25 protein-coding genes and 1 pseudogene are annotated in these 21,789 nt (G+C 36.7%); 3 read left to right on the top strand and 23 right to left on the bottom strand.

The window, feature by feature from the left end; all coding sequences use genetic code 11:
- Window positions 1-360, bottom strand: a pseudogene (locus U5B17_RS02855) (hypothetical protein); the annotation flags it as partial.
- A 63-nt stretch (window positions 361-423) separates the two neighbouring features.
- Here U5B17_RS02855 and U5B17_RS02850 point away from each other — a divergent pair.
- Complete coding sequence (locus tag U5B17_RS02850; protein WP_430803846.1) at window positions 424-684, top strand: hypothetical protein; 261 nt, start codon at window positions 424-426, stop codon at window positions 682-684.
- A complete protein-coding gene (locus U5B17_RS02845) occupies window positions 681-941 on the top strand; it encodes a type II toxin-antitoxin system RelE family toxin (RefSeq protein WP_430803845.1) in 261 nt (86 codons plus the stop codon). Before U5B17_RS02850 ends, U5B17_RS02845 begins: the two co-directional genes overlap by 4 nt.
- 11 nt (window positions 942-952) lie before the next feature.
- Here U5B17_RS02845 and U5B17_RS02840 read toward each other — a convergent pair whose 3' ends face one another.
- The 22 genes from U5B17_RS02840 to U5B17_RS02735 form a co-directional block, all read right to left on the bottom strand.
- Window positions 953-1,408 carry a hypothetical protein gene (locus U5B17_RS02840; RefSeq protein WP_430803844.1) on the bottom strand — a complete coding sequence of 152 codons (456 nt, stop codon included), beginning with the start codon at window positions 1,406-1,408 and terminating at the stop codon, window positions 953-955.
- Window positions 1,408-3,570 carry an RCC1 domain-containing protein gene (locus U5B17_RS02835; protein WP_430803843.1) on the bottom strand — a complete coding sequence of 721 codons (2,163 nt, stop codon included), beginning with the start codon at window positions 3,568-3,570 and terminating at the stop codon, window positions 1,408-1,410. Before U5B17_RS02835 ends, U5B17_RS02840 begins: the two co-directional genes overlap by 1 nt.
- Window positions 3,560-4,057, bottom strand: coding sequence for a hypothetical protein (locus U5B17_RS02830; protein ID WP_430803842.1), 498 nt, complete (start codon window positions 4,055-4,057; stop codon window positions 3,560-3,562). The genes U5B17_RS02835 and U5B17_RS02830 overlap by 11 nt, the downstream gene beginning before the upstream one ends.
- A 64-nt stretch (window positions 4,058-4,121) precedes the next feature.
- The gene (locus U5B17_RS02825) at window positions 4,122-4,529 is read right to left on the bottom strand and encodes a hypothetical protein (RefSeq protein ID WP_430803841.1); all 408 of its coding nucleotides are present in this window, start codon (window positions 4,527-4,529) and stop codon (window positions 4,122-4,124) included.
- Between the two features lie 20 nt (window positions 4,530-4,549).
- Window positions 4,550-5,542, bottom strand: a complete 993-nt coding sequence (locus U5B17_RS02820; protein WP_430803840.1) for a hypothetical protein — start codon at window positions 5,540-5,542, stop codon at window positions 4,550-4,552.
- A complete protein-coding gene (locus U5B17_RS02815) occupies window positions 5,527-5,967 on the bottom strand; it encodes a hypothetical protein (RefSeq protein WP_430803839.1) in 441 nt (146 codons plus the stop codon). Before U5B17_RS02815 ends, U5B17_RS02820 begins: the two co-directional genes overlap by 16 nt.
- A 5-nt stretch (window positions 5,968-5,972) precedes the next feature.
- Entirely contained in the window at window positions 5,973-6,209 is a 237-nt protein-coding gene (locus U5B17_RS02810) for a hypothetical protein (protein ID WP_430803838.1), read from the bottom strand.
- A complete protein-coding gene (locus U5B17_RS02805; protein ID WP_430803837.1) occupies window positions 6,199-7,149 on the bottom strand; it encodes a hypothetical protein in 951 nt (316 codons plus the stop codon). Before U5B17_RS02805 ends, U5B17_RS02810 begins: the two co-directional genes overlap by 11 nt.
- Window positions 7,150-7,151: 2 nt before the next feature.
- Complete coding sequence (locus U5B17_RS02800) at window positions 7,152-7,757, bottom strand: hypothetical protein (protein ID WP_430803836.1); 606 nt, start codon at window positions 7,755-7,757, stop codon at window positions 7,152-7,154.
- Window positions 7,758-8,208: 451 nt separating this feature from the next.
- Window positions 8,209-8,580, bottom strand: a complete 372-nt coding sequence (locus tag U5B17_RS02795) for a hypothetical protein (protein ID WP_430803835.1) — start codon at window positions 8,578-8,580, stop codon at window positions 8,209-8,211.
- 10 nt (window positions 8,581-8,590) lie between these two features.
- Window positions 8,591-9,751 carry a phage capsid family protein gene (locus U5B17_RS02790; protein ID WP_430803834.1) on the bottom strand — a complete coding sequence of 387 codons (1,161 nt, stop codon included), beginning with the start codon at window positions 9,749-9,751 and terminating at the stop codon, window positions 8,591-8,593.
- Window positions 9,752-9,765: 14 nt separating this feature from the next.
- The gene (locus tag U5B17_RS02785; RefSeq protein WP_430803833.1) at window positions 9,766-10,431 is read right to left on the bottom strand and encodes a hypothetical protein; all 666 of its coding nucleotides are present in this window, start codon (window positions 10,429-10,431) and stop codon (window positions 9,766-9,768) included.
- A gap of 984 nt (window positions 10,432-11,415) precedes the next feature.
- Window positions 11,416-11,598: a hypothetical protein gene (locus U5B17_RS02780; RefSeq protein WP_430803832.1), complete on the bottom strand. Its 183-nt coding sequence runs from the start codon at window positions 11,596-11,598 to the stop codon at window positions 11,416-11,418.
- A gap of 176 nt (window positions 11,599-11,774) precedes the next feature.
- Window positions 11,775-12,389 (bottom strand): helix-turn-helix domain-containing protein, encoded by a 615-nt coding sequence (locus U5B17_RS02775; protein ID WP_430803831.1) that lies wholly within the window; start codon window positions 12,387-12,389, stop codon window positions 11,775-11,777.
- Window positions 12,390-12,611: 222 nt separating this feature from the next.
- Entirely contained in the window at window positions 12,612-14,141 is a 1,530-nt protein-coding gene (locus U5B17_RS02770; RefSeq protein WP_430803830.1) for a hypothetical protein, read from the bottom strand.
- Complete coding sequence (gene dnaG / locus U5B17_RS02765) at window positions 14,134-15,654, bottom strand: DNA primase (RefSeq protein WP_430803829.1); 1,521 nt, start codon at window positions 15,652-15,654, stop codon at window positions 14,134-14,136. Before dnaG ends, U5B17_RS02770 begins: the two co-directional genes overlap by 8 nt.
- Entirely contained in the window at window positions 15,635-15,856 is a 222-nt protein-coding gene (locus U5B17_RS02760) for a hypothetical protein (protein ID WP_430803828.1), read from the bottom strand. The genes dnaG and U5B17_RS02760 overlap by 20 nt, the downstream gene beginning before the upstream one ends.
- 69 nt (window positions 15,857-15,925) lie before the next feature.
- Window positions 15,926-16,342, bottom strand: coding sequence for a hypothetical protein (locus U5B17_RS02755; RefSeq protein ID WP_430803827.1), 417 nt, complete (start codon window positions 16,340-16,342; stop codon window positions 15,926-15,928).
- Between the two features lie 102 nt (window positions 16,343-16,444).
- Window positions 16,445-17,617, bottom strand: a complete 1,173-nt coding sequence (locus tag U5B17_RS02750) for an ATPase domain-containing protein (protein ID WP_430803826.1) — start codon at window positions 17,615-17,617, stop codon at window positions 16,445-16,447.
- Window positions 17,618-18,079, bottom strand: a complete 462-nt coding sequence (locus tag U5B17_RS02745; RefSeq protein WP_430803825.1) for a hypothetical protein — start codon at window positions 18,077-18,079, stop codon at window positions 17,618-17,620. It abuts the gene before it with no gap.
- A 674-nt stretch (window positions 18,080-18,753) separates the two neighbouring features.
- Window positions 18,754-19,209 carry a DUF736 family protein gene (locus U5B17_RS02740; protein ID WP_430803824.1) on the bottom strand — a complete coding sequence of 152 codons (456 nt, stop codon included), beginning with the start codon at window positions 19,207-19,209 and terminating at the stop codon, window positions 18,754-18,756.
- Window positions 19,206-19,760: a hypothetical protein gene (locus U5B17_RS02735; RefSeq protein WP_430803823.1), complete on the bottom strand. Its 555-nt coding sequence runs from the start codon at window positions 19,758-19,760 to the stop codon at window positions 19,206-19,208. The genes U5B17_RS02740 and U5B17_RS02735 overlap by 4 nt, the downstream gene beginning before the upstream one ends.
- Before the next feature lie 314 nt (window positions 19,761-20,074).
- Here U5B17_RS02735 and U5B17_RS02730 point away from each other — a divergent pair, with 314 nt between their 5' ends.
- The gene (locus U5B17_RS02730) at window positions 20,075-21,766 is read left to right on the top strand and encodes a methyl-accepting chemotaxis protein (protein ID WP_430803822.1); all 1,692 of its coding nucleotides are present in this window, start codon (window positions 20,075-20,077) and stop codon (window positions 21,764-21,766) included.
- The last annotated feature ends 23 nt before the right edge of the window (window positions 21,767-21,789 follow it).

Below are 21,789 nucleotides of genomic sequence, written 5' to 3'. Positions count from 1 at the left end.
TGCAAAGAGTGGCCAAAACATACGAGGTATATCCGCGCCATTTGTTTTATAGCCCTTTGGGATGGTTATTTTTGCATAGTCAGCGGATGCCGATTTATCGGCTATATCCGCCCCTTGAAAGCGTGATGGGGGATTGGGTGCAGGGATAAGGGGGCGGCTTCGCAATTTAAGCCCCCTTGTCACCTGCATATAAAATTCACAATCCTTTAAACAAATCTCATAATCCGCCACCAGCTCGAACCTATCCTTATCATATGGCTTTAATACTGGACGAGAGATTTTAACTATCTCGCCTTTGTTTTTATCTAGCACCTTTTTAGTAAAGAGTTTAGCTATGTAGGCTGTGAGTAGTTTTAGCATTTTATCTCCTTTTTAAGTTGTTTTGATAATATAGCAGTATATACTCTTATATAAAGGCATATTATGAAAACATACTCTTTAAAACTTGATGACACCCTCTTTAAGCAGCTTAAAGAGGTTACAGACATTACAAAAGATAGCTTTGCCTCTTTTATACGCTCTGCTATCGCTTTAAAAATCGAAAAAGAAAAGCAATCGCTATCTTTTCGCCTAAACAACATTACAAAGCTAGACCCCAAAGAGAGCAAAGAGATAATGGACGGTTTAAACGCTTTAAGTGATGATGATTTAAGCATATCTAGCAAGGTTAATATTAAGTTATGAATATAAACATTAGCTTTACTAAAAAAGCCGATAAATTCTTTTTTAAACACGAGGACATAAGGGCTAAATTTATACAAAATATCACCAAATTTGCTAAAGGTGATAAGGTTGATATAAAAGCTCTTGCTGGCACTAATGAGCCGATTTATCGCATGAGAATTAGCAAATATCGCATTATTTTTAGCATTAATGCAAACGGCGAAATTATCGCTGTTATTGTGCTTGATGCTGGTAGCAGGGGTGATATTTATAAATAGGTCCATTGTCTTTATTCTTTGCTTTGAAGCTCTAGTTTTGGCATATCTTTAAGCACATTTTCTACCCTTAGCTTGCTTATATCCATCTGTCCTTTTTCTACTTTGTCTTGCAATGTATAAGCCCACTTCCAAACTTCAGCACTCCATCTACCAAATGCTTCACCCTCAGCCCTAAAAGCATTGTCATATCCAGCGTAACTTCTTGCTGTAACTATATTGTCATATCCTTTTTTCTTAGCCTCACTATCAAGTATATTATCTACTGCTTTTATAAACTCAGCCTTTAGTTTTACTAAAATTTCATCAGGGTTTGGCTCTTTTTTAAGCTCATCTGGTAGCTTAACAGCCTTTGTAAAGGTTATATTTGCTTGCGAGCTTACATATGTTTTACCATTTATCGCCCCAATAAAGCTAAACTCTACATCATTCCACCTTGTATCTAGTGGGTCTGCTATGTAGTATTTCATTATCTTTCTCCTGTGTTTGCTAAATTTAACGGACTTAAGCTATTGCTATTTATAAGTGTTGTATAAGATGCATTTGCAGTACCATTACTATATATTTTTTTACCATCACAGATAAATATACTTTGTAGCTCAAGGTCTGAACTATCACTTATAGGGTATGCGCCAAACTCAAGCTTATTAGAGTAAGGTATTGGCATATCAAGCTTTGCATCTGATATCTTTACTAATGTATTATTTTGCGCACTGTAAGCGTTTGTCTTATCAGTTAGGCTAGGATTAGACACTGTTAGATTTGCCCCACCATAGCTTCTTATATTTGATGAGTTGCTTATATGATAGCAAGAGCCATCATTTAAGATAAGCAAAGCATTATAGTAGTAGTAATACCTTTGAGAGAGTATCTTTACCTCTTTTACATTATTAGCGTAAAGCTGCCAGCCTTTATTTCTTAAAACTTCACCATTTAGCCCAACTAAAGTAGCGCTTATATCTTCATTATTGTTTAAAAATAGCTTACCATCATTAGTTAGTAGCATACCTAGTCTGTAGTTAAATATATGCACCCATTTTACACCCTCAAACTCAGTGCCATCAGTTCTTTTTATAGCCTCATAGGGTCTGTTTCTTTGATTAGAGCCAACACCAAATTTAACCATACCATCAACAAGCCCAGCCGCATAAGCCTTACCATCTTTTATATACCACGCACAATCATGATAGCTATTGCCTGAAGAGCTTGGATAGTTGCCATACTCATCAGCCTCAAAGCTTTGGACATCTTTTACTACCTCTATCCATGAAGTCTTATTTGTGCCACTAACTCCAAGTGAGCCAAACTGATTATATCCACATCCCCAAACATCATATCTATCCCTTAACCCACTTTTAGCCCTTGTAACTACAAAGCTAGTTAGCCCAGCACTTACAAATACCCTAACTATACCCTTACCACTAAGTGAGCTTTTTATAAATTTAGAGCTATTTACCGTTGTACCGATGCCTAGCTCTGCATTGCCATTATGTCCGCAAACATAAAGCTCATCATTTTCTAAAAGGACCCAGACTGTGCATTCGCAAGCTGTAGTTTGTGCCATGTAGGACCATACCTCTTTGACATTAGCATTAAATTCTATCTTTTTAGGAACATTTATAACATTTGTATGACCTGCTCCTAGTTGTCCATAGCCATTATAGCCCCAAACATATATATAAGGCTTTGCTTTTAGCTTAGCTATGACAAAAGCGTTGCTATATTGTCCAGTGCTTGATACTAGCTCTACACACTCCTCATTATATGGCAAAGATACACGCATAAAATCAGCATATCTATCATAAGACACAGCATATGGCGTTTGTGCAGAATACGCTACCGCACCTTTGCAAAATATATCACCATACTTTATTATCTCATTTGTGCTAGCATCCCTTGTAACTTCTTGATAAAACCACTGATAAGGCACACTGCTAAGACGAGAAAATATCCTTACGCCTTTATATGTATCAGTCTTTAACTCTGTTTTTAGCTCTTGTTTTGTGATGTACTGGCTAGCTAGCTTACCTCCTAGCTTTGTGCTATCGCTAGCTATTTCATCCTTGCCAAGCTTTGCATCTAGTGCCTGCCTCGTAGCTGTTGAGATAGGTTTATTAATATCAGCCGTATCATCGACATTTGATAAACCAATATCGCTTTTATTTAGCTCTGGTATTACCGACTTATCTATCTTACCCTCATCATTAGTTGTTATGGTATTTTTAGGCAGTAGCTCTTGTATGCTTTGTTTTAGCTGCCCTAAAAGCTCACCTATCTTATTTGAGCTATAGGTTGTGTTTGGTGAAGGGGCGGTATCGTTTATGGTGGCACTTGTTTCTACATTAGGAGCTTTAATGTTTTTTAAAAGCTCATTTATGCGCTTTTCGCCATCTTTTAACTCTTCTAAAAGCTCTACCATCTGCTTTACTTTGTTAAGCTCAGCACTTACGCGTACCATTTGTTCTACCTGCTGTTTTATTGTATCAACTGCATTTTTAGCTTCTAAAATTTCAGTTTTGGTTTTAGCAATCCCTTCAATATCAAGACTTAAAACCTCCTCATAATGATCGATTAAATAATCAATCATCTTAGTAAATTCATCTAGCTGTCTAATATCTACTTTATCTCTCATTTTTATTCTCCATTCTTTTTTTATAGTGCATTCTTACTTTATCGGCGTAAAATTTATTTAGTATAAAGCACTCTTTTATATCTGCTATTTTTTTGTTGTTTTTAGTGTATAGGTCCATTGTTTTTAAAAAGCAAATCACCGCCTTTTTTGTCTGCTCATCAAAAAACGGCTCACTTTTTCTCATCATAAATCTATCCGCATCATGTTCAAAATTTGGATCAGGCAACATCGCCTCGCCTCTATCATGCAGCTTTGAAAAGTACGGCTTTATATCTTGTGCGCGTGGCAAGTCTAGACACTCTTTAAAGCTTATATCACCTTCGCCATCTAATAGATAAAATTTCACGCTATCAAATTCATAATATTCGCCATGCTTATTTATTTGTAGTGCATTTATGCCTTGTGATACTTGTATCTGTTTTAAAAGTATGCAGTATGGGTTAAAAAGTTTTAATAAACCACTACTTTCAAAGATTACATTACGCATTAGAACTTCCTTTTATTTTGTATGTTACTTTAAAAGTAGCGGCAAAAAAAGGACACTATTTTATTTATTTCCAAACATTTGTTAGTATGCCTGAAGCTTGATTTTCTTGTGAAATTTGTCTATTTACGCGATTTTTTTCAGCTTTAAATATCTTATCTTGATACCTTTTCTTAGCTATGGCATCATAAACCGAGCCTACACCACTAAGCACTGAACCAGCTATACCAAGATAAGAGTTTGCCTTATCTAGCATACCCATACCAGCCCCAGCTCCTGCAGTTTTACCCATATCAAAGCCCTTTTGCATATCTTTATTAAACATTATGCTATTTGTATTAGCCCCAAACTCCCCCATCCCTGCAAATGCTGAAGTATTATTTGGCATAGCTGGCGGCGTAAGGCTTGGCGCATCTATCATATACTCAGCGCCCCACTGCTTTTTACCTAGCCTTTTTATATCAAACTCATCCATTTTTTATCCTTTCTTATTTATTACCATTTCATTTGAGCATCTACTGAGTGATTGTACATCTCATTTCCTGCCATATTTTCATACAGCCTACCCGTTACAAAACTGTTTATCTCTTCGTATTCGTCTCTGTCTATTTTTGGATAGCTTAGGATGTAGGCGTATGGTTCATTTACTGTTAGCGGAGCATACTTAAACTCTCCAGCCATAGTCGAGTTATACATATCCCCACCCGCAAAATACCGATACATTTCAGTACTTGTTATGATATTATAAAATATCTCGTTTGCACTAGCTACAGCATTAAGCCACTTGTTATAATGGTCCATATACTCTTCATAAAGCTTACGATATCTTTCGTTTGTGTCTGCTATATATTTTGCCGTGCTATATATTGAGTAGCCACTATATGTCATCCCAGCGACACTAAAAGCAGTGCTTAGCCACGCTGGCACATATGAGCTTACAACTGGTGCGACCATACTACCTATACCAAGTGTAGCGTAATAGTATGTGATGATATTTGATATCGCTGCCACTCCAGCATAAATTTCATCTATATGTTTTTTAATATGTTGTGAGTTTAAAACAGCTTTTTCTAAGCTGCCCAACGCGTTTAAATTTGCGTAAGTTAGCCCCCCATTGTTTGTCAATGTATCAAAATACACCGCAACCGCAGCCAAAGCCCAGTATTGCTGTGTCCAAGCACTAACTACACCAGCAACAACACCTACACCACCTTTAAGGCTATTTACCACTCCTTGCTTTATTAACTGTTTGCGCCCTTGGATTGCGCCTTTTGGTATATTTGCCGCTGCTTGACCTAGATACTTTGTCACATTTACTGCAAGTTTGCCAGTTTGTTTTATTATCTGTCCTACCCTACCACCTATCTTATCGCCGATAAGTATAAGCGGACGACCTGTAATTTCTCCGATCGTCTTTAACGGTACCTTTATCGTATGCCCTACTGCTTTTGAGATTGCTTTACCTACTGCTTTTACGGCTTTACCCATTGCACTACCTTTAAATTTGGTAAAACTATCTCGTATTCATCTTTTGTCTTAGTTGGCTTTGCCATGCTTTTATACTCCCAAACATCTTTTGAATGTACAAAGACTCTTTTACCTTCAAAGTTTAAGAGTATCTGAGTATAAAACCATAGCCAAAATGGCTTTTTGCGGTAAAACTCATCTATATAAAAATGAGTTAGACTTACACCATTTTGACCAATAAACCAAAAAGCAAAGGCGATAAGCTTACCGCTATCTTTTACACCTACCGCATTACCAGCATTTATGTAGCTATTCATATTTTGCTTTAAATTTCTTTGGTTATATCGCTTTGAAACTATTTTAAAGCACTCATTAAGATCGCGTTTTTTTAAAGGCTGTATGTAAAATAGTTTTTCATCGCTAAATACATAAGGCAAAGCAAACATAGCTTTTACTCTCTAGCTAAGCATTTTTTGGCTATATCGCCAAAAGTTGTCTTGCTGTAATCAAGGCTATTTATATACTCTTGCGTAAAATTTAAAGGATAATACTCATCAAGCTCAAGCCAAAATTCTAACCACGCAAAACTATCAAGCCCAGCTTTATTTAAACTATCATCAAGCCCTACCTTATCTCCACCCACACAAAAGACTATTTCATTAACCTTCTCTAAAAACTCATTTAACATTTATACTCTCTTTTTGGGTGTAAATTTCACCATTAATGTTGATTTCACAAACTATTTCTTGCTTGCCTTTGGTGCTAAATTTATGCATAACCTTTTGTGCTGTGTAGCTGTCACCTTCTATCGTCCAAGTAAATTTTATTGTTTTTTGGTCCGCTCCAGCTATCAAGCAGTAAAAGTGCGTTAGTTCGTTTTGCTTTGGCTCATTGCTTGATATTATCCTTACTATTGGAGCAGTTGTGAGTTTGTCTGCATTTGTTGCGCTGCTTAAATCTATTGGCATTAAGTCTGGCTTTGTGATAGCTATACTCTCTTCTTTAAGCGGATTTGTTCCTATAGATAGCACATTGTCTTTTACTAAAGTATGCAGGTTTTCATTTCTGATATTAAAATCCTTATCATCGCTTAAAACCTTTAAATAGTTATTTAAATGCTCTCCACGCTTAATGATCGCATTATCGTTTGCCGTTTTTATAAGTACTTTGCGCTTTTCATTCTCTGCAACATTTGATATATATGTACCAAGCAATTGTTGCTCTTTTAACCTTATTGTAGCTTCTAGCTCAAGTTTTCGTAAATTCTCATTACTATTTTGTGCTAAAGTTAAAGCCTTGCTGGCTAGTCCTAATTCTTGGTCTATCCTTAGTTTTAGGACCTGCTCATTTAGTGCGCTTATCTCAGGTTCTCTTTTTGCGTTTTCTGTGATCTCTTGCTCATAGCTTAGCCCTAGTCTTAGCGTTGCTTCTGTTGCAGTTGTTAGTATCGCACTAAATGCTTTTGACATAAAGTCCGCATAAGCCATCGCCTTTTCTTGTTCGCTAAACATAAACCTTTCAAGTCCAGCTTCAAAGCTCTCTTTTGATTGTTGAAATATCTCGCTTTGCATGTAAAGCGTATCAAGTTCGTTAAATCTATCTTTAAATTTTTGTAGTGCTAAGCTCATATTTATACCTTTAGGTATTTTGTCCTAATCTTTTTACTCTCAGAGTATCCTTCGTAAATTTGTGCGATTTTTTCAAGCTCTATTTTAAAATTATTGTAATAATATCTTGATTTTTGTAAGCTATCTACACGCTGCTCTTTTTGCAACGCTAGATACATCACATAAAACACAACGCATTCAGTGCAATACTCCTTAAGATAAAGCTCGTCATCTATATCGTTTATCCTTTTAAAGCTATTGTAAATTAACATTAGCTCACCAGTTTTTAGCTCCTTATTTAGCATTATGCCTTCATTTATAAAACTAGCACTTAACTCATTAAAGCTTATAACGCTATCTAAGCTTTTTATGGGTATTTGCCTACCATTTATAAAAACGGCAAGTGGCGTTAATATATCATGAGGAAAGGGATAAATTTTAGAGCCGTTTAGTTCAAATTTTAAGCTGTTTTTAAAAAGGTGAAGCTGTGAAGCGATAGTAAGATAAGCCATATTTACATAACTTACTAGCTCCGCATCGCTTAAAATTTTATCAAAATCAGCTTTTTTTGGGTCTTCAGTTCTAAGTCTTGATTTAACAAGTAAAATTATATCCCTAACTTTTATCATTCCTGTTTTTTCCTTTTTTTTATGTTCTTTAGCGGCGTAACAAAGTCACGCCTAAGAACCAATGCTAAAGACTTGTCCGACTTCGCGGACTAAATTTATGTTCTTTAGCGGCGTAACAAAGTCACGCCTAAGAACCAATGCTAAAGTTATATTTTTGCTACTCGCAAAATAAATCAATGTTTTTAGCGTTTCTTTTACGCAAGGACAAGGGGGCTTAAATTGCGAAGCCGCCCCCAAATCCTTGCACCCAATCCCCCCGCACGCTCAAAGTTGCTTCACTTCGTGAAGTTTTATTTTGACTTTGCGGACTAAATTTATGTTCTTTAGCGTGGTAACAAGTTACCACTAAGAACCAATACTAAAGACTTGTCCGACTTCGCGGACTGGATTAATGTTTGGTTCTGTTTGTCTCGCTTTGCTGTGCGATACTTCACGATTTAAATAAAACAAACTACATCTCTGTAAAATACACCGATGGCGTAAAGTAATGCACTCTTACAGCTATTTTTCCAGTATCTGCACTATTTGCACCTGTTACATCTATTATCACTGAAGTATCTTTAAGCACTTTAAAATTTTGCTTTTCGCTGACAATAGTCGCTTTTGCGCTAAATAACCCTTTTGCACTATCGATAAAATAATTATCTGTGCCATTAATACCAAGTTTAAAATTTGTAGCCTTGCTGGTTTCTAGCACTTCAACCGCCACGCTTAGCACGATTGCGCCTTTTGGCAAAGAGGCAACAACTTTATTTTTGCCAAGTTCTGCTACATCGTATTCATTGTTTATTAAATATCCTATTTGATGTATATTTTGTCTCATTTCTTACTCCTTATTTTGCCGATATGATGCCGATTACGCCGTAATCTTGCCCTTTGTAAGGCGACACTGAAGCTCTTTCATGTGGCTCATAAACAGCCTTTGAAATGCCCAAAATCTTATCTATACCTACACGGATTTTACGCCCCATATCGTGAGACTTGTCAATGTATAAAGTAGGCGTCTCATTCATTCCTATACATAACGCACTAGCCCCTAAAAGCACACCGATACTAGTCTCAACACTAGACTTACCACCATAATCAGCTAACTTACCAGCTTCTCTGCCTATCTCAATATGACTTTCAAATTTAGCTTGATTAAATCCAGATGATGGAAGTCCTACCTCGTAATCTGTCCAGCTACCCATATCTATCACGACGCAGCCTTCTATCGAACCAATGCAACCTGTAAAGATATTATTATCCTCTCCCCTTGCTCCTGCTTGTTTTTGCATCTCTTGCCACTCTTTGTCTTGCTTTAGCTGCTCAGCTTGTTCTCCAGATACAAAAAGTATATATGTAGACCTAAAATACTTTATACCCTGTTTTGTTTCAGCCTCAAAGCCAAAAGGACGGATAGGAAATGTCGTAGTACCATCATACTTATAGCCACGCCTTGCCATGCTAATGGCTCTTTGTATAGTCTTAACGCTTAGCTTATCATCTTTTGTGATTTTACCGCAAAGCTCTTTTACACTCTTTGCTGTAGTATCTTGATAGCCATCTGTTGCTTTTGCTGCAACAACATTTGTAAAGTTATTTACTATATTAGCAAACACAGATGCACTTACATAGTCCTTCATCCAGTCTTGTAAGCTCTCCACCGCCTCTTTTGCAAAGTCGATATTTCTTAAATCATCATAATGGATTATATCGCTTTCAAGTGAGTTGCCAACTACTTCAGGCTGTATTGTATAGCTAAATATCTCCATATTGTCTTGATTAGCATCAAAATTTGTATTTCCTTTTATGCCATCTCCACGCAACTTATCCTTAATACGAGGACGAAACGGCTCAATACCTTTGCGAGGATACACACGCAAAATTCTATTTTTACCAGTGCCTATAAAAGGATCTAGCTTACTCTCTAGCCAGTAGCCTTTTTCTATCTCTTTTGCCACCTGTGTTTGCACAGATTTATCATCATATATAGCATTCCATCTAATCGGCATTTTTAAACTCCTTATTATCTTCTAAATGCTGGGATGTATTCATCAAGCCCGCTCATCCCGCTATCTTGCGTAAAGCTACCCTCTAATTGTTGTGGTAGTTTTTCACTCTTAGCACCGCCACCCATTAACTCATAAACTTTCTCATAACCCTGTAAAGCAGGTAAAGACAGTATCTCCTCCCTTTGCTTTTTGGTTGTTTCGTTTTCAAAAAACTCACTCATTGCATTAAAGTCAGCGTCAGGATGAGCTTTTAAAAACTCTTTTTTAGCATTGGCAATATCTCTATTTTGCACTTTGTCTCTAATTTTTAAATTTAGCTCATTGATGGTTTTGACCTTACCGCCTAATTGCTCTTCTATAAATAGCTCTTTTTGCTCTTCAACTTTTAAAAAGAACTGCTCTTTATCACTGAAAAACAACTCCTCAAGCTCAGGGCTTAAATTTTCACTCATAAACTTTGCAAATCCAGCATCAATTGCGTTTCTGCTTTGCTCTAGTTCCTCTTGTGCTAGTTTTAGCGCCTCTTCGTCCGAGACTGTGTCAAACTCATCAACTTGCTCTTGCGATGGCGTTTGTTGTAATTCAGACTCGTTTTGCACTTCTTCATTTTCTGGCATGCCTATCCTTTCATTTGAAATTTCAGGAACGATAACATAAGTTAAATTTAAAAAAAAGGACACAAATTTAGTCCGCAAAGTCAAAATAAAACTTCACGAAGTGAAGCAACTTTGAGCGTGCGGGGGGGGGATTGGGTGCAAGGATTTGGGGGCGGCTTCGTAATTTAAGCCCCCTTGTCCTTGCGTAAAAGAAACGCTAAAGAACATTAAGATTATGGTGGGCAAGAGGGGAGCTACTTTCGAAGCGTTCCCCTCTCGCCCCCTAGCCCCCACTCACCCCTAGCACGAGCAAGGTGATCAAACTTCGTTTGCATAAATTTAGTCCGCGAACTTAGTATTGGTTCTTAGTGGTAACTTGTTACCACGCTAAAGAACATAAAATTTAGTCCGCGAAGTCGGACATAGCTTTAGTATTTGCTACTTTAGGCGTGACTTTGTTACGCCGCTAAAAGTAGGTAAAAATAAAAAGTAGGTAAAAATAAAAAGTAGGTAAAAGAGGAAGCAAGGGCTAGAGGGCATTTAAAAACTCAAAGCCCCTAAAAAGGGGCTAGGCTTAGTAAGCCTTGACTATGATCATACAAAGTAGTATAATAGCCACTGAGATTTTTAAAAGCACTAAAATCACCTCACTTTCTGAGGCATAATTTAGGCTGGAGGTCCGACCCTCTAGCCTAACCTCTAGCGCAATTATACACAACTTCCCTTAAATATTAAACGCTAAAAACATTAATTTATTTTGCGAGTAGCAAAAATATAACTTTAGTATTGGTTCTTAGTGGTAACTTGTTACCACGCTAAAGAACATTAAGATTGGTGGGCAAGAGGGGAGCTACTTTCGAAGCGTTCCCCTCTCGCCCCCTAGCCCCCACTCACCCCTAGCACGAGCAAGGTGATCAAACTTCGTTTGCATTAATTTAGTCCGCGAACTTAGTATTGGTTCTTAGTGGTAACTTGTTACCACGCTAAAGAACATAAAATTTAGTCCGCAAAGTCGGACAAGTCTTTAGTATTGGTTCTTAGTTTGGCTGTGCTAAACGCTAAAGAACATTAAGTAAAAAACAAATTTTCTTTTTTCGCACACTCTAAAAACTCGCCATAAGCCATATTAAAAAAGGCTGTATAACTCATCTTTAGCTTTCTGGCTTCTTTTTTTATTTTTGTATTTAAGCTTGGTGGTAGTGGAAATTTTATTCGTTTTGTAGCATTTTTTGCTTTTGATATATGCTTCATTTTGCCCCTTTGCCTTTTTTAAAAAATAAAATCTTATAGCTGCTTCAATTATCCTTGCTCTTGTTTGATTTTCAAACCATGCTATATACTCTATTTGTTTTAAAATTTCGCCATTTAAAGAAAGCATTATTTGTCTCTCTCTTGGCTTTTTAAAATGCTTTTTATAGTGACTTGGTCTATTGCTCATCTTTAGCCTCTGCTTCTATAATTAAATTTCTTAGCTCATCATCGCTAAGACTTGCCATATCCGCCATACTTGCCGAGCTGTTAAAATTTGCTATATTTATCACATTTGTAGGCTCTTTGCCATGTATGCTTTGCTTAAGCGTTGCATATACATTCATCACATCCTTACTAGCTGAAATTATCTTTTCAGGCTTTACTCCATGATTTACCATCTGCTTTAAATTTGCCTTTGCAAGGACTGCTATTTCAGCCATTGACTTATTTATAAAACTAGCACTCATCGCTTCAAGTAGCATTTCATCAGCCCTTGTTTGGACGATATCATCACTACACTCCACGCCCAATTCATCAAAGCCTTGTTTTATCTGTCTTGCTACGCTTTGCTTTGCATAATCAAGCTTACTAGCCATTGCCGTTTGCACTAGTTCGCTTTGTATTACATCATTACCAGTTTTAGCAAATCTGCCTTGCTTCCAGTCCTCCTTTTTTATCCAATCATAAAGAGTTCTAGCTGAAATTTTAAATTTCTCAGCTACATCCTTAACCTCGTAAAAATGCGTCTCGTAATATGTTCTAATACTCTCTTTATCACCTTTAAAAGCCATTTTATTAACTCCTTTTTATTTTTATGTTCTTTAGCGTTTCTTTTACGCAAGGACAAGGGGGCTTAAATTGCGAAGCCGCCCCCAAATCCTTGCACCCAATCCCCCCCCCACACGCTCAAAGTTGCTTCACTTAGTGAAGTTTTATTTTGACTTTGCAAAACTATTTTTACCTACTTTTAGCGGCGTAACAAGGTCACGCCTAAAGTAGCAAGATAATCAAATTCATATCCGCCATGTCCGTTTTAGTGCATATCTATTATTTTCTAGTGGCTTTTTATCTGTCATCTTTTTGGGTGACACGACACCATTTAACACAAATCCCTTACAAAGTGCATCTAAACAGTTATCCTCATTTGAAGTTTTTTCAGGGTTAAATTTTTTAAACTCTTTTTTTATCTGCTCTAAGCCTCTTGCGTTGTTTCTTACCTTTAGTTGTCCGACATTGTAATAACTAAGCATAGACATGATACTAGCATTTTTGCTTATGTCTTTACGCGGCGTAAAGCTAAAGATAGGATTTTTTATCGTCTCTTTGCCCTCACTTCTAAACTTTGCATTTACAGCCGTTACCTTTTTCATTAGTAAGCGATGTGCTGTTATTCCGCCTCCTGCTGCTTCGATGTAAAGCGGAGCTTTTGGATGTGCGATCATCATGTCTATCATCTTATCACAAAACTCATCCTCTTCCCACTTACCATGAAAACAATCAAGCATTACACAAAGTTCTCTTTCTAGCTCATCTATTGCCCAGCCTTCACACACTATAGCCCTATCATCGCTAGTTGATTTTACACTTTCACTAGCATCAACAAATATATACTCACTAAGTTCAGGCAATTCATAATCATTTATCCCGCTTAATAAACTTTGATCAAATACACCTCCATCGCTTTCGCTTGGGTCTTGTTGCATTTGTGAGCTAAACTCAGCCAGTCCCATCTGCACCTTTTTAGCCTCTAAGTCAGCTAAATTATGCTTTGCAGCAAATAACGGCTCGTTTTGTGCTCTTTCGTATATAAAATTACCGTAAGAGTATGTCTTTGGCTTATCGTTTAGGGCTTGAAGCCCTATATGCAGCCACTGGTTGCCATGCTCTTTTAAAAGCTCTCCGCAAAGATCATCTTTATGAAGTCTTTGCATTATTATTACGATACTTGCCTTTTTATCTGCGGTCTCATCAAGACGGCTTAAAAGTGAGCCACTAAAATAATTGCTTACCTTTTTTCGCACCGCCACGCTTGTAGCTTCACTTGCCTTCATCGGATCATCAATTATTATCGTATGAGCGTGAAATCCAGTAACCGCTCCGCCGATAGTAGTAGCATATAATCCACCACCTTGCGGAAGTCGCCAATGACTTGCTTGATCTGTGGTTAAATTTTCATGTGCAAAGATATTTAAAAATTCTTTGCTCTTAAAGTATGTCCTTGCTTCATCACTTGTTTGTACGCTTAGTTCATCGCCGTAAGAGGTATAAATAAACTTATGAGCTGGATTTTTACCGATACCATAAGGGATAAATGTCCTACCTATAAGCTCTGTTTTGCCATAACTTGGCGGTATATTTAGCATTAGCCTTGTTTCCTCGCCTCTTAGCACCGCTTCAAGTGCTTCGCACATGTAGTCAATATGCCAATTGTTAAGTAGTGGTTTTTTGTAATAGTATTGAAATTTATACTCTAAGTGTGCTTTTAGGCTTCGTCTTGCTAGTTCTCTTTGAGCAAGCATTTTTTTAAGCATATCTTTATTCATTAAATCTCCTTATCATAGCTCTTACTTGAGAAATTTCTTTAAAATTTCTCCTTTTTATAGCCTCAGATAAAAGCCGTTTTAGCTTTTTAGCATACAGTGTCCTAACTGCTACTTGCATATTAGTTTCAGGTGTTTGGTACAAAAGGACCTCCCTTAATGCTACTGAAGTAGTATCACTTATAACCGCACGAAAAGCCTCTTTTGTTGTTTCAAACTCATCAACTGTCAAAAACTCAGTAACATAGCTTTTATTCTCAGGGTTTAGCGCCATAAATTTTATAAGTGCTGCCTCGATAGGGTCATATCTGTTTAATATAGCCTGCTTAACTCTAGCTGGCATATCTAAAGAGTTTTCATTAAGTTCGTAAGTATGCGTTGCGTAAGCCTTGTATTCACGCTTTAAAAAGCTATCATCTATAGAGTTTATAAATCTTTTTAAATTTGCTACTTTTTGCATTCTAGACTCTATTGCCAAGTCAAAAAAGCCTTGCATGATATAATCTATATAGTATTTTATTATCGGCTCTTTTTTGGCGTTTAGCAGCTTGTCGCTCTCACCATTTTTTACCATATCAGCTATATCTTTATATTTTGTATTAACCACCATCACATAGCTATCATAAAGACGGTTTAAACAAAGCAGCTCTATACCTTTTAAGCAAGCTGCCCTTCCTGCATTGTCATTGTCAAAAAATAGCGTGATTTTTACACCAAATTTTACTATCTGGCTTAAATGCTCTTTTGTTAAAGCCGTTCCAAGCGTTGCAATAGCGTTATTAACCCCTGCTTGATGTGCCATTATCACATCTATATAGCCTTCACATATCACCACTTCTTTTGTTCTTATAATCTCAGGCTTTGCGACATCAAGACCATAAAGCAAAGTAGATTTATTAAAAACATTGCTTTGAGGGCTGTTTGTGTATTTTGGATTAACATTTTTATCAAGACTTCGCCCACCAAAGCCAACAACACGCCCAGTATGTAGCTTTATAGGAAAGATTAGACGGTTATTAAACAGCCAAAAACCAAAACGCTTTTTATCCTCTTGCTTTATATTTGCAAGCTCTATACCAAAACCAAGCTCAAATTTTTGCACCATCTCATCACTTATGCCACGCTCTTTTATATACCCCATGACCTTAAAAAGCTCGTTTTTGTAGCTATCTTTGGCATATTCTAAAAGCTCATTATCAGCTTTTGCCTTAATGCTTGAATTTACACTACTACTTTTTATAAGTGTAAAATTTATTTTGTCTGCTATCTCTTCGCAAGCCTCCTCAAAGCTTAGCTTTTTGTATTCGCTTACAAATCTTATTGCATCCCCACCAGCTCCGCAAGCAAAACAGTGATAAATTTGTTTTGAAGGGCTTATTATTAAAGATGGCTTTGTGTCAGCGTGAAAAGGACAAACAGCACTAAAATTTGCACCATTTTTTTTAAGTGGTAAATAGCTTGAGATAACATCACAAATATCAATACTCGCCTTAAAATCATCCAAATTTTGAATCATTTACACCCTTTAGCTCTTTTAAAATTTCTAAAACTTGCGCTAGTTTTTTGCGGCTCTTAACGCATACTTCGCTTTTTCTTTGCAAATAAGCTTGAAGTATTAAGTCAAGTTCGCATAAGTTATTTTCTATATCATCACAAGCTTTTTGCATAGATAAAATTTCATCGATATATTGCTTGCGGCTCTTATTTAAGGCTATCATTTTCAACCGCCATCCCAAGCTTTTTATTTTCACCTAAACCACAAGACAGATTTAGTACTTTACCACCACTCATACTAAGCCTTGATCTTGTGCCTTTTGTAAAAAATACCCAAGCGCTTCAGGAGTATCACTTGCAATAGGTATATCTTGTTCTATAGCCTTGCAAAACTCCGCATAAACACCTTTTGAGGTTTTAACATACTCGCTATCACTTATGCAATTAAAGGTTATAAATATCTCATCACACTGCTTTAACTGCAAAAAGCATATTTGCATCGCTTCATCCCAGCTAATATTTTTGCACTTCCTCATATTTGCCAAAACTGGCGAAAAAAGCTCGACACTATCATCATTATAGTATTTTTTAGCACACTCAAGCGCTGCACTTGCTACTCTTATAGTAGCCCCACCACCTAAGTTTAAAATAGCCGTATATGGACTGCACACATAAACTTTTTTTGTTATTTTCTTTGCTCTTGCTCTCATTGTTATATCCTTTTTTGTAGATAAAATTTCACATTTGTTACCATGTATCCCTCTTTACTAGTAGTAAAAAACCGCATCAACCATCTTACAAATTTCATTTTTTTACTCCTCAAAGTCCTTTATTTGAGGTTTTGCCTGTGTTAAATACACACGCTTAAACCGCCTTGTTATAGGGTCAAACGCCACCTCTTCTTTAAAGTGCTTTCCAGTTTGCTTATTTTTCTTTATGATAAGCAACCTTTTTGTTGGATCATACTCCATATTTTTCTTATCGTCAGCACTTGGCTTTATATGCTCTATGCGTATTGTTATTGAGCTTTCATGTCCGCCTTTTTTGCTACCCATAGGGTTATTTGGATCGCCCTTTGCGGTTTGAACTATTAGCATTATTACTATCTCTAGCGAGTGTGCTAATTTTGCAAGAGTTGAAAATTTCGCGCTCTCTTCTTCCTCCATGCTTCTAGCCTTACTTACTTCAATACGCATTTGACTATCTATTAAGAAAAACTTTACACCCATCTTATGCAAAGCCCTTATATTTTCAGCCACTTCGTTTATATTGTAGCCTTCGTTGATGATAAAAAGATTTTCATTTTCGCAAAATTTTGGATCTTGCTGTAACTTTGCTGTTATGTATTGCCTTGCTGTAAATTCAAAACAAAAAAACGCCGCTTTAAACCCTTGCGATACATTTTCAAGTATCTGCACTCCGATACTAGTCTTACCGGCTTCAGGCTCACCGCTAAGCAAGACAAGCTGAGACATCTCTATACCGCCACCAAATGCCATATCTAAAAAGCTAACTCCTGTTTGATAGCGTGGTAAGACTGGCAAATTTTGTATATACTCTGCCCATTGTTTAAAATTTCTAAACTCATGCGGTGCATCTTTAGCATAAGCCATTATGTCATCTATATCAACGCTTATGCCATCATCCGCCTTGTCTGTTAGCATTTTAGCTATCTGTCTTTGGCGATTGATCTTGTAGCTATGCTCTAGCTCTGGTATATAGCTTATGATATTTGGCGTAGGATTAACAGGGGCGATAACATTTAAAAGTAGATTTGTTAGCCCTTTGTCATATTGCACCCTAATGGCTAGTTTTTCAAACTCTATAATCTCATTAGCATTTCTTAAGTCTATAAGCTCTGTGTAAAGCTCACTATAGCCGTTACTTAGATGATATGGCTTTATGATTCTACTAAACTCATCAAATTTTTCAGGATAGCTAATAAGCGATGAGATTATTAAAGGCTCTAGCACTGCTTTATCCATCTACTCCCCTTCTATCTCATTATACTCATCACAAAGCTCAAAAAACCGCTCATTTAAAAGATCAAAGCCCTCTTTTAAATACCCACTATAAACAAAATCAAATTGCTCATCGTGCATTGATGGCACATAAAAGCTAAGTATCTGTTTTATATATTTACGGTGAAAATTACTAAATTCGTCTTTTATATGCTCTTTAGCTAAACTATCATCCGTTTTCCTTGGTGCTTCGTCAATGGATTGTATCCACTCTAAACATATCTGCCTTACCTCTGCAAGCTCCTGAACTTTTAAAAGTGCATGCGGATTTTCTTTTGCGCCGTATTCTTGCAAATCATGCATGGCTAATTGCATACTCTTTTCAAGTTTTTTTAGACTATTTAGTGCCTTTTGCTTTGCACAATTGTTAAATTTAGCAATCTTATCAAGTGCCTTTTTTTGTTTTTGTATATCTGGACTACTCATCTTTTACTCCTTTATTCACCTTGTATAGGATACGCCTCGTAAGTTAATTGCAGATCAGACACTGCATTAAATACCCTTAAACAATTAGGACATTCAAAATTATCCCTCCTTGATGTGCTTTGTATCTCTTGCATTCGTTTATCCTTTGTATTTAATATATCTTGCAAATCTGACTAAACGCCAAAAAACATTAATTTAGTCCGCGAAGTCGGACAAGTCTTTAGTATTTGCTACTTTAGGCGTGACTTTGTTACGCCGTTAAAAGTAGGTAAAAATAGTCCGCGAAGTCGGACAAGTCTTTAGTATTGGTTCTTAGTTTGGCTGTGCCAAACGCTAAAGAACATTAATTTATTTTGCGAGTAGCAAAAATATAACTTTAGTATTGGTTCTTAGTGGTAACTTGTTGCCACGCTAAAGAACATTAAGATTATGGTGGGCAAGAGGGGAGCTACTTTCAAAGCCTTCCCCTCTCGCCCCCTAGCCCCCACTCACCCCTAGCACGAGCAAGGTGATCAAACTTCGTTTGCATTAATTTAGTCCGCAAAGTCAAAATAAAACTTCACGAAGTGAAGCAACTTTGAGCGTGCGGGGGGATTGGGTGCAAGGATTTGGGGGCGGCTTCGCAATTTAAGCCCCCTTGTCCTTGCGTAAAAGAAACGCTAAAGATCATTAAACTAAAAAGGACACCCACCGCCATCATAATATTGACCAATATCTGTATTTGCATAGCCACTATCTTGTTTTTGTTGCGATTTTATAGGCGCACTCCATACAACTTCATAAAGCAAGTTACTCTCTTGTTGCGGCTTAAAAAGTGCTATATACAGCCTACCACCGCTAAATACTGGACTTTCTATATGTCCCCTTAGATAGTGTTTGCCATCTTTGCTTATATTGTTCCAAACTCCGCCTATAACCTGTTGAGAGCCTTGCCAAGTCTTGCCTTTATAAAGCAAGATTTTAAAGATAGGCAAGTTTGTATTATTTTTCAACTCTTCATCATTCGTTGGCGACAAGATTACATTTATAGGGTTTAAAAATGGTAAATTTATACTACCACCTATAAAGTTTATCGTCTTGCCGCTGCTCTCATCTGTGTATTGCCTGTTGGTAAAATAGCCTATATTCATTCTGTCTCCTTTATCTTTTTGTAGTTTTTAAGGTATTGTACTAGTCTTTTTGCCACATTCTCATTTAGTGCAAACGCCAATGAGCCTAAAAACTCATCCGTTGCGTCTTGCTCTATGCTTTGTGCTATAAAACACCCATTATATTCACGCTCTTTTGCCTTCATATTTCGTTGTCTTTTATAGTATGCTTGCATTAGTTCTGAAATGTCAAAATAATCCAAAACATCATCGGCTTTTAACTCTTGTAGTATATCCTCTGCATCAACATCGATACAAACTCGCATAATCACTCCTTGTGTAAAATTTTGATTTATTTTGTCGGACGAATCGATGAGCCATCCTTTTTTATCAAGAGTATAGCTCTCACAGCTTTTATCACTAAAGAAAAACACTAGCGTAAGTTGTTTTTCGTTAGTCTTTGTGTAGTCGATAAACTCATTATTGTTTAAGTGGCTCATGCCAAAGAGTTTAAGTAGATTTTCATTATCTCTTTTACGCATAAGATTATAAACCGCCACCGCTCTTTTTGATAACCTTGTATTATCTTGCATCTTTTTTTGTTTTAAGATTGAAAACTAAGTAAAAACCAAAAAGACGAAAAACACAGCATCTTTTTTGTTTTTTGTAAAAATTGTATTTTGTATAGCCTAGCCTTATAAGCCTTGTAGCAGTCCAACCTATAGTTCTCATAACCCGAAGGTCGGCGGTTCAAATCCGTCCTCTGCAACCAGTTCAAAGCTCCTCTTTAACTAAGTATAAAGTTGCTCAAAAAATTAAAAAATCATAAAAAATTTTATATTATTTGTTTTTTTTCAGTATTTTGATGTATAATAATAAACACAAAATTTCAAGCAAAGGAGTTAAAATGAAAATATCAGGTAAAGTAACCATGATGGTTATAGCATCGCTAACGGTTTTGCTAGTAGCCCTTGTTGCTTTAAATCACAAGTTTTCGGGCGATATGATCACCGAATCAAAAGAGGAGTTACATAATGCTCTTATGGATAAGCAAAAAACTGCTTTAATAAATGAGATGAAAATTTACACGGACTTCATTAGCGCAATAGAAAAAGCATATATAGAGGATGGCGAAAGCAAGGATGTTACTATTAATGATATCGTATTTAAATATATTAAAAATATAGTCTTTGGCAAATACAAAACAGGTTATGCATTTGTCATGAAGCCAGACGGTACCTATGTTATGCATCCAAAGCAGCCAGAACTAAATGGCAAAAATGGACTTGAAATAGCCGACAAACACGGAGTAAAATTTATTAAAGAGTATATAAGAACAAGCACTCTTGATGAATTTGTTGAACACACCGTAACTATAGACGGAGAAGATGTGCAAAGACTAGGCTTATCTCAGGCTATTAAGATAGCTGGTGAAGATTTTGTTATAGCTATGGCAACATCATTAAATTCTCTAAATGAACTCATCGCAGAAACCGAAGAGCACCAAGAAAAAATGGCAGCTGAAAATTTGATGATGTTTATCATACTAGCTGTCGTTATAGCTGTAATCGCACTTATTTTAACGATGTTGTATTCAAAATTTTCTATCATCAAACCACTAAATGAACTCATCATAAGAGCTAAAAACCTATCAAGCGGAGATGGCGATCTAACAAAAAAGCTTGAAGTTAAAGGCAGAGACGAGATAGCACAAGCTAGTAGCGCCATAAATGATTTTATCGAAAAAGTAAGGGTTCTTATCGCAAATGCAAAAAGCCTCTCATCAGAAAATAGTTCTATCGCAAACGAGCTAAGCTCCACCTCACTTCAAACTGGCAAACGAGTTGAAGAATCAACCGAAATGGTAACTCTTGCCACTCAAAAGTGTTCAGACATGCAAACAACCATGTCAGACTCTGTTGAACTAGCAAAAGTTGGCAAAAGCGACCTTCAAAAAGCAAGCGAATATATCGCGACAGCAAACCACGCTATACAAAATTTATCAAGACAGATTATGAACTCAGCCCAGATTGAAGGTGAAATGGCACTTAAGATCGAGCAGCTAAGCAAAGACGCCGATCAAGTAAAATCAGTCCTTGATGTGATAAACGATATCGCAGATCAGACAAATTTGTTAGCACTAAATGCAGCTATTGAAGCGGCAAGGGCTGGTGAACATGGTAGAGGATTTGCCGTGGTTGCTGATGAAGTTAGAAAGCTAGCTGAACGCACACAAAGCTCGCTAACTGAAATAAATGCTACTATTAGTGTTATCGTTCAAGCCATTAGCAATAGCAGTGAACAGATGACGCGCAACTCAAAACAAATTCAAGAGCTAACCAAAGTCGCTAGCGATGTCGAAGAGACTATAAGAGTCATGGGTGATGCTATGAATGGTGCTATTGGCATGTCAGATAAAACCACAGAAGACTTCATAAATACAGGTAAAAGCGTTGATGGCATAATGGAAAATATCGCAAATATTAACGCTCTTTCAACCGAAAATGCAAGAAGTGTTCAAGAGATTGCCGCAGCAGCAGAGCACCTAAACAAGATGACTGATGCGCTAAATCACAAGCTTGGCGAATTTAGAACCTAAAAAACAAAAAGTCAGGGCTTTAG

This window comes from Campylobacter australis, from assembly GCF_050586305.1.
Lineage (GTDB): Bacteria > Campylobacterota > Campylobacteria > Campylobacterales > Campylobacteraceae > Campylobacter_A.
This window is presented reverse-complemented; position numbering and strand designations above follow the sequence as displayed.

Coding starts and splice junctions, on each gene's coding strand:
- U5B17_RS02775 (WP_430803831.1), bottom strand. CDS start 12,389: ATGGCTTTTAAAGGTGATAAAGAGAGTATTAGAACATATTACGAGACG.
- U5B17_RS02790 (WP_430803834.1), bottom strand. CDS start 9,751: ATGCCGATTAGATGGAATGCTATATATGATGATAAATCTGTGCAAACA.
- U5B17_RS02750 (WP_430803826.1), bottom strand. CDS start 17,617: ATGGATAAAGCAGTGCTAGAGCCTTTAATAATCTCATCGCTTATTAGC.
- U5B17_RS02735 (WP_430803823.1), bottom strand. CDS start 19,760: ATGCAAGATAATACAAGGTTATCAAAAAGAGCGGTGGCGGTTTATAAT.
- U5B17_RS02780 (WP_430803832.1), bottom strand. CDS start 11,598: ATGAAGCATATATCAAAAGCAAAAAATGCTACAAAACGAATAAAATTT.
- U5B17_RS02805 (WP_430803837.1), bottom strand. CDS start 7,149: ATGAGCTTAGCACTACAAAAATTTAAAGATAGATTTAACGAACTTGAT.
- U5B17_RS02745 (WP_430803825.1), bottom strand. CDS start 18,079: ATGAGTAGTCCAGATATACAAAAACAAAAAAAGGCACTTGATAAGATT.
- U5B17_RS02800 (WP_430803836.1), bottom strand. CDS start 7,757: ATGATAAAAGTTAGGGATATAATTTTACTTGTTAAATCAAGACTTAGA.
- U5B17_RS02845 (WP_430803845.1), top strand. CDS start 681: ATGAATATAAACATTAGCTTTACTAAAAAAGCCGATAAATTCTTTTTT.
- U5B17_RS02770 (WP_430803830.1), bottom strand. CDS start 14,141: ATGAATAAAGATATGCTTAAAAAAATGCTTGCTCAAAGAGAACTAGCA.
- U5B17_RS02740 (WP_430803824.1), bottom strand. CDS start 19,209: ATGAATATAGGCTATTTTACCAACAGGCAATACACAGATGAGAGCAGC.
- U5B17_RS02810 (WP_430803838.1), bottom strand. CDS start 6,209: ATGTTAAATGAGTTTTTAGAGAAGGTTAATGAAATAGTCTTTTGTGTG.
- U5B17_RS02760 (WP_430803828.1), bottom strand. CDS start 15,856: ATGATAGCCTTAAATAAGAGCCGCAAGCAATATATCGATGAAATTTTA.
- U5B17_RS02795 (WP_430803835.1), bottom strand. CDS start 8,580: ATGAGACAAAATATACATCAAATAGGATATTTAATAAACAATGAATAC.
- U5B17_RS02850 (WP_430803846.1), top strand. CDS start 424: ATGAAAACATACTCTTTAAAACTTGATGACACCCTCTTTAAGCAGCTT.
- U5B17_RS02825 (WP_430803841.1), bottom strand. CDS start 4,529: ATGGATGAGTTTGATATAAAAAGGCTAGGTAAAAAGCAGTGGGGCGCT.
- dnaG (WP_430803829.1), bottom strand. CDS start 15,654: ATGATTCAAAATTTGGATGATTTTAAGGCGAGTATTGATATTTGTGAT.
- U5B17_RS02820 (WP_430803840.1), bottom strand. CDS start 5,542: ATGGGTAAAGCCGTAAAAGCAGTAGGTAAAGCAATCTCAAAAGCAGTA.
- U5B17_RS02815 (WP_430803839.1), bottom strand. CDS start 5,967: ATGTTTGCTTTGCCTTATGTATTTAGCGATGAAAAACTATTTTACATA.
- U5B17_RS02730 (WP_430803822.1), top strand. CDS start 20,075: ATGAAAATATCAGGTAAAGTAACCATGATGGTTATAGCATCGCTAACG.
- U5B17_RS02830 (WP_430803842.1), bottom strand. CDS start 4,057: ATGCGTAATGTAATCTTTGAAAGTAGTGGTTTATTAAAACTTTTTAAC.
- U5B17_RS02755 (WP_430803827.1), bottom strand. CDS start 16,342: ATGAGAGCAAGAGCAAAGAAAATAACAAAAAAAGTTTATGTGTGCAGT.
- U5B17_RS02840 (WP_430803844.1), bottom strand. CDS start 1,408: ATGAAATACTACATAGCAGACCCACTAGATACAAGGTGGAATGATGTA.
- U5B17_RS02835 (WP_430803843.1), bottom strand. CDS start 3,570: ATGAGAGATAAAGTAGATATTAGACAGCTAGATGAATTTACTAAGATG.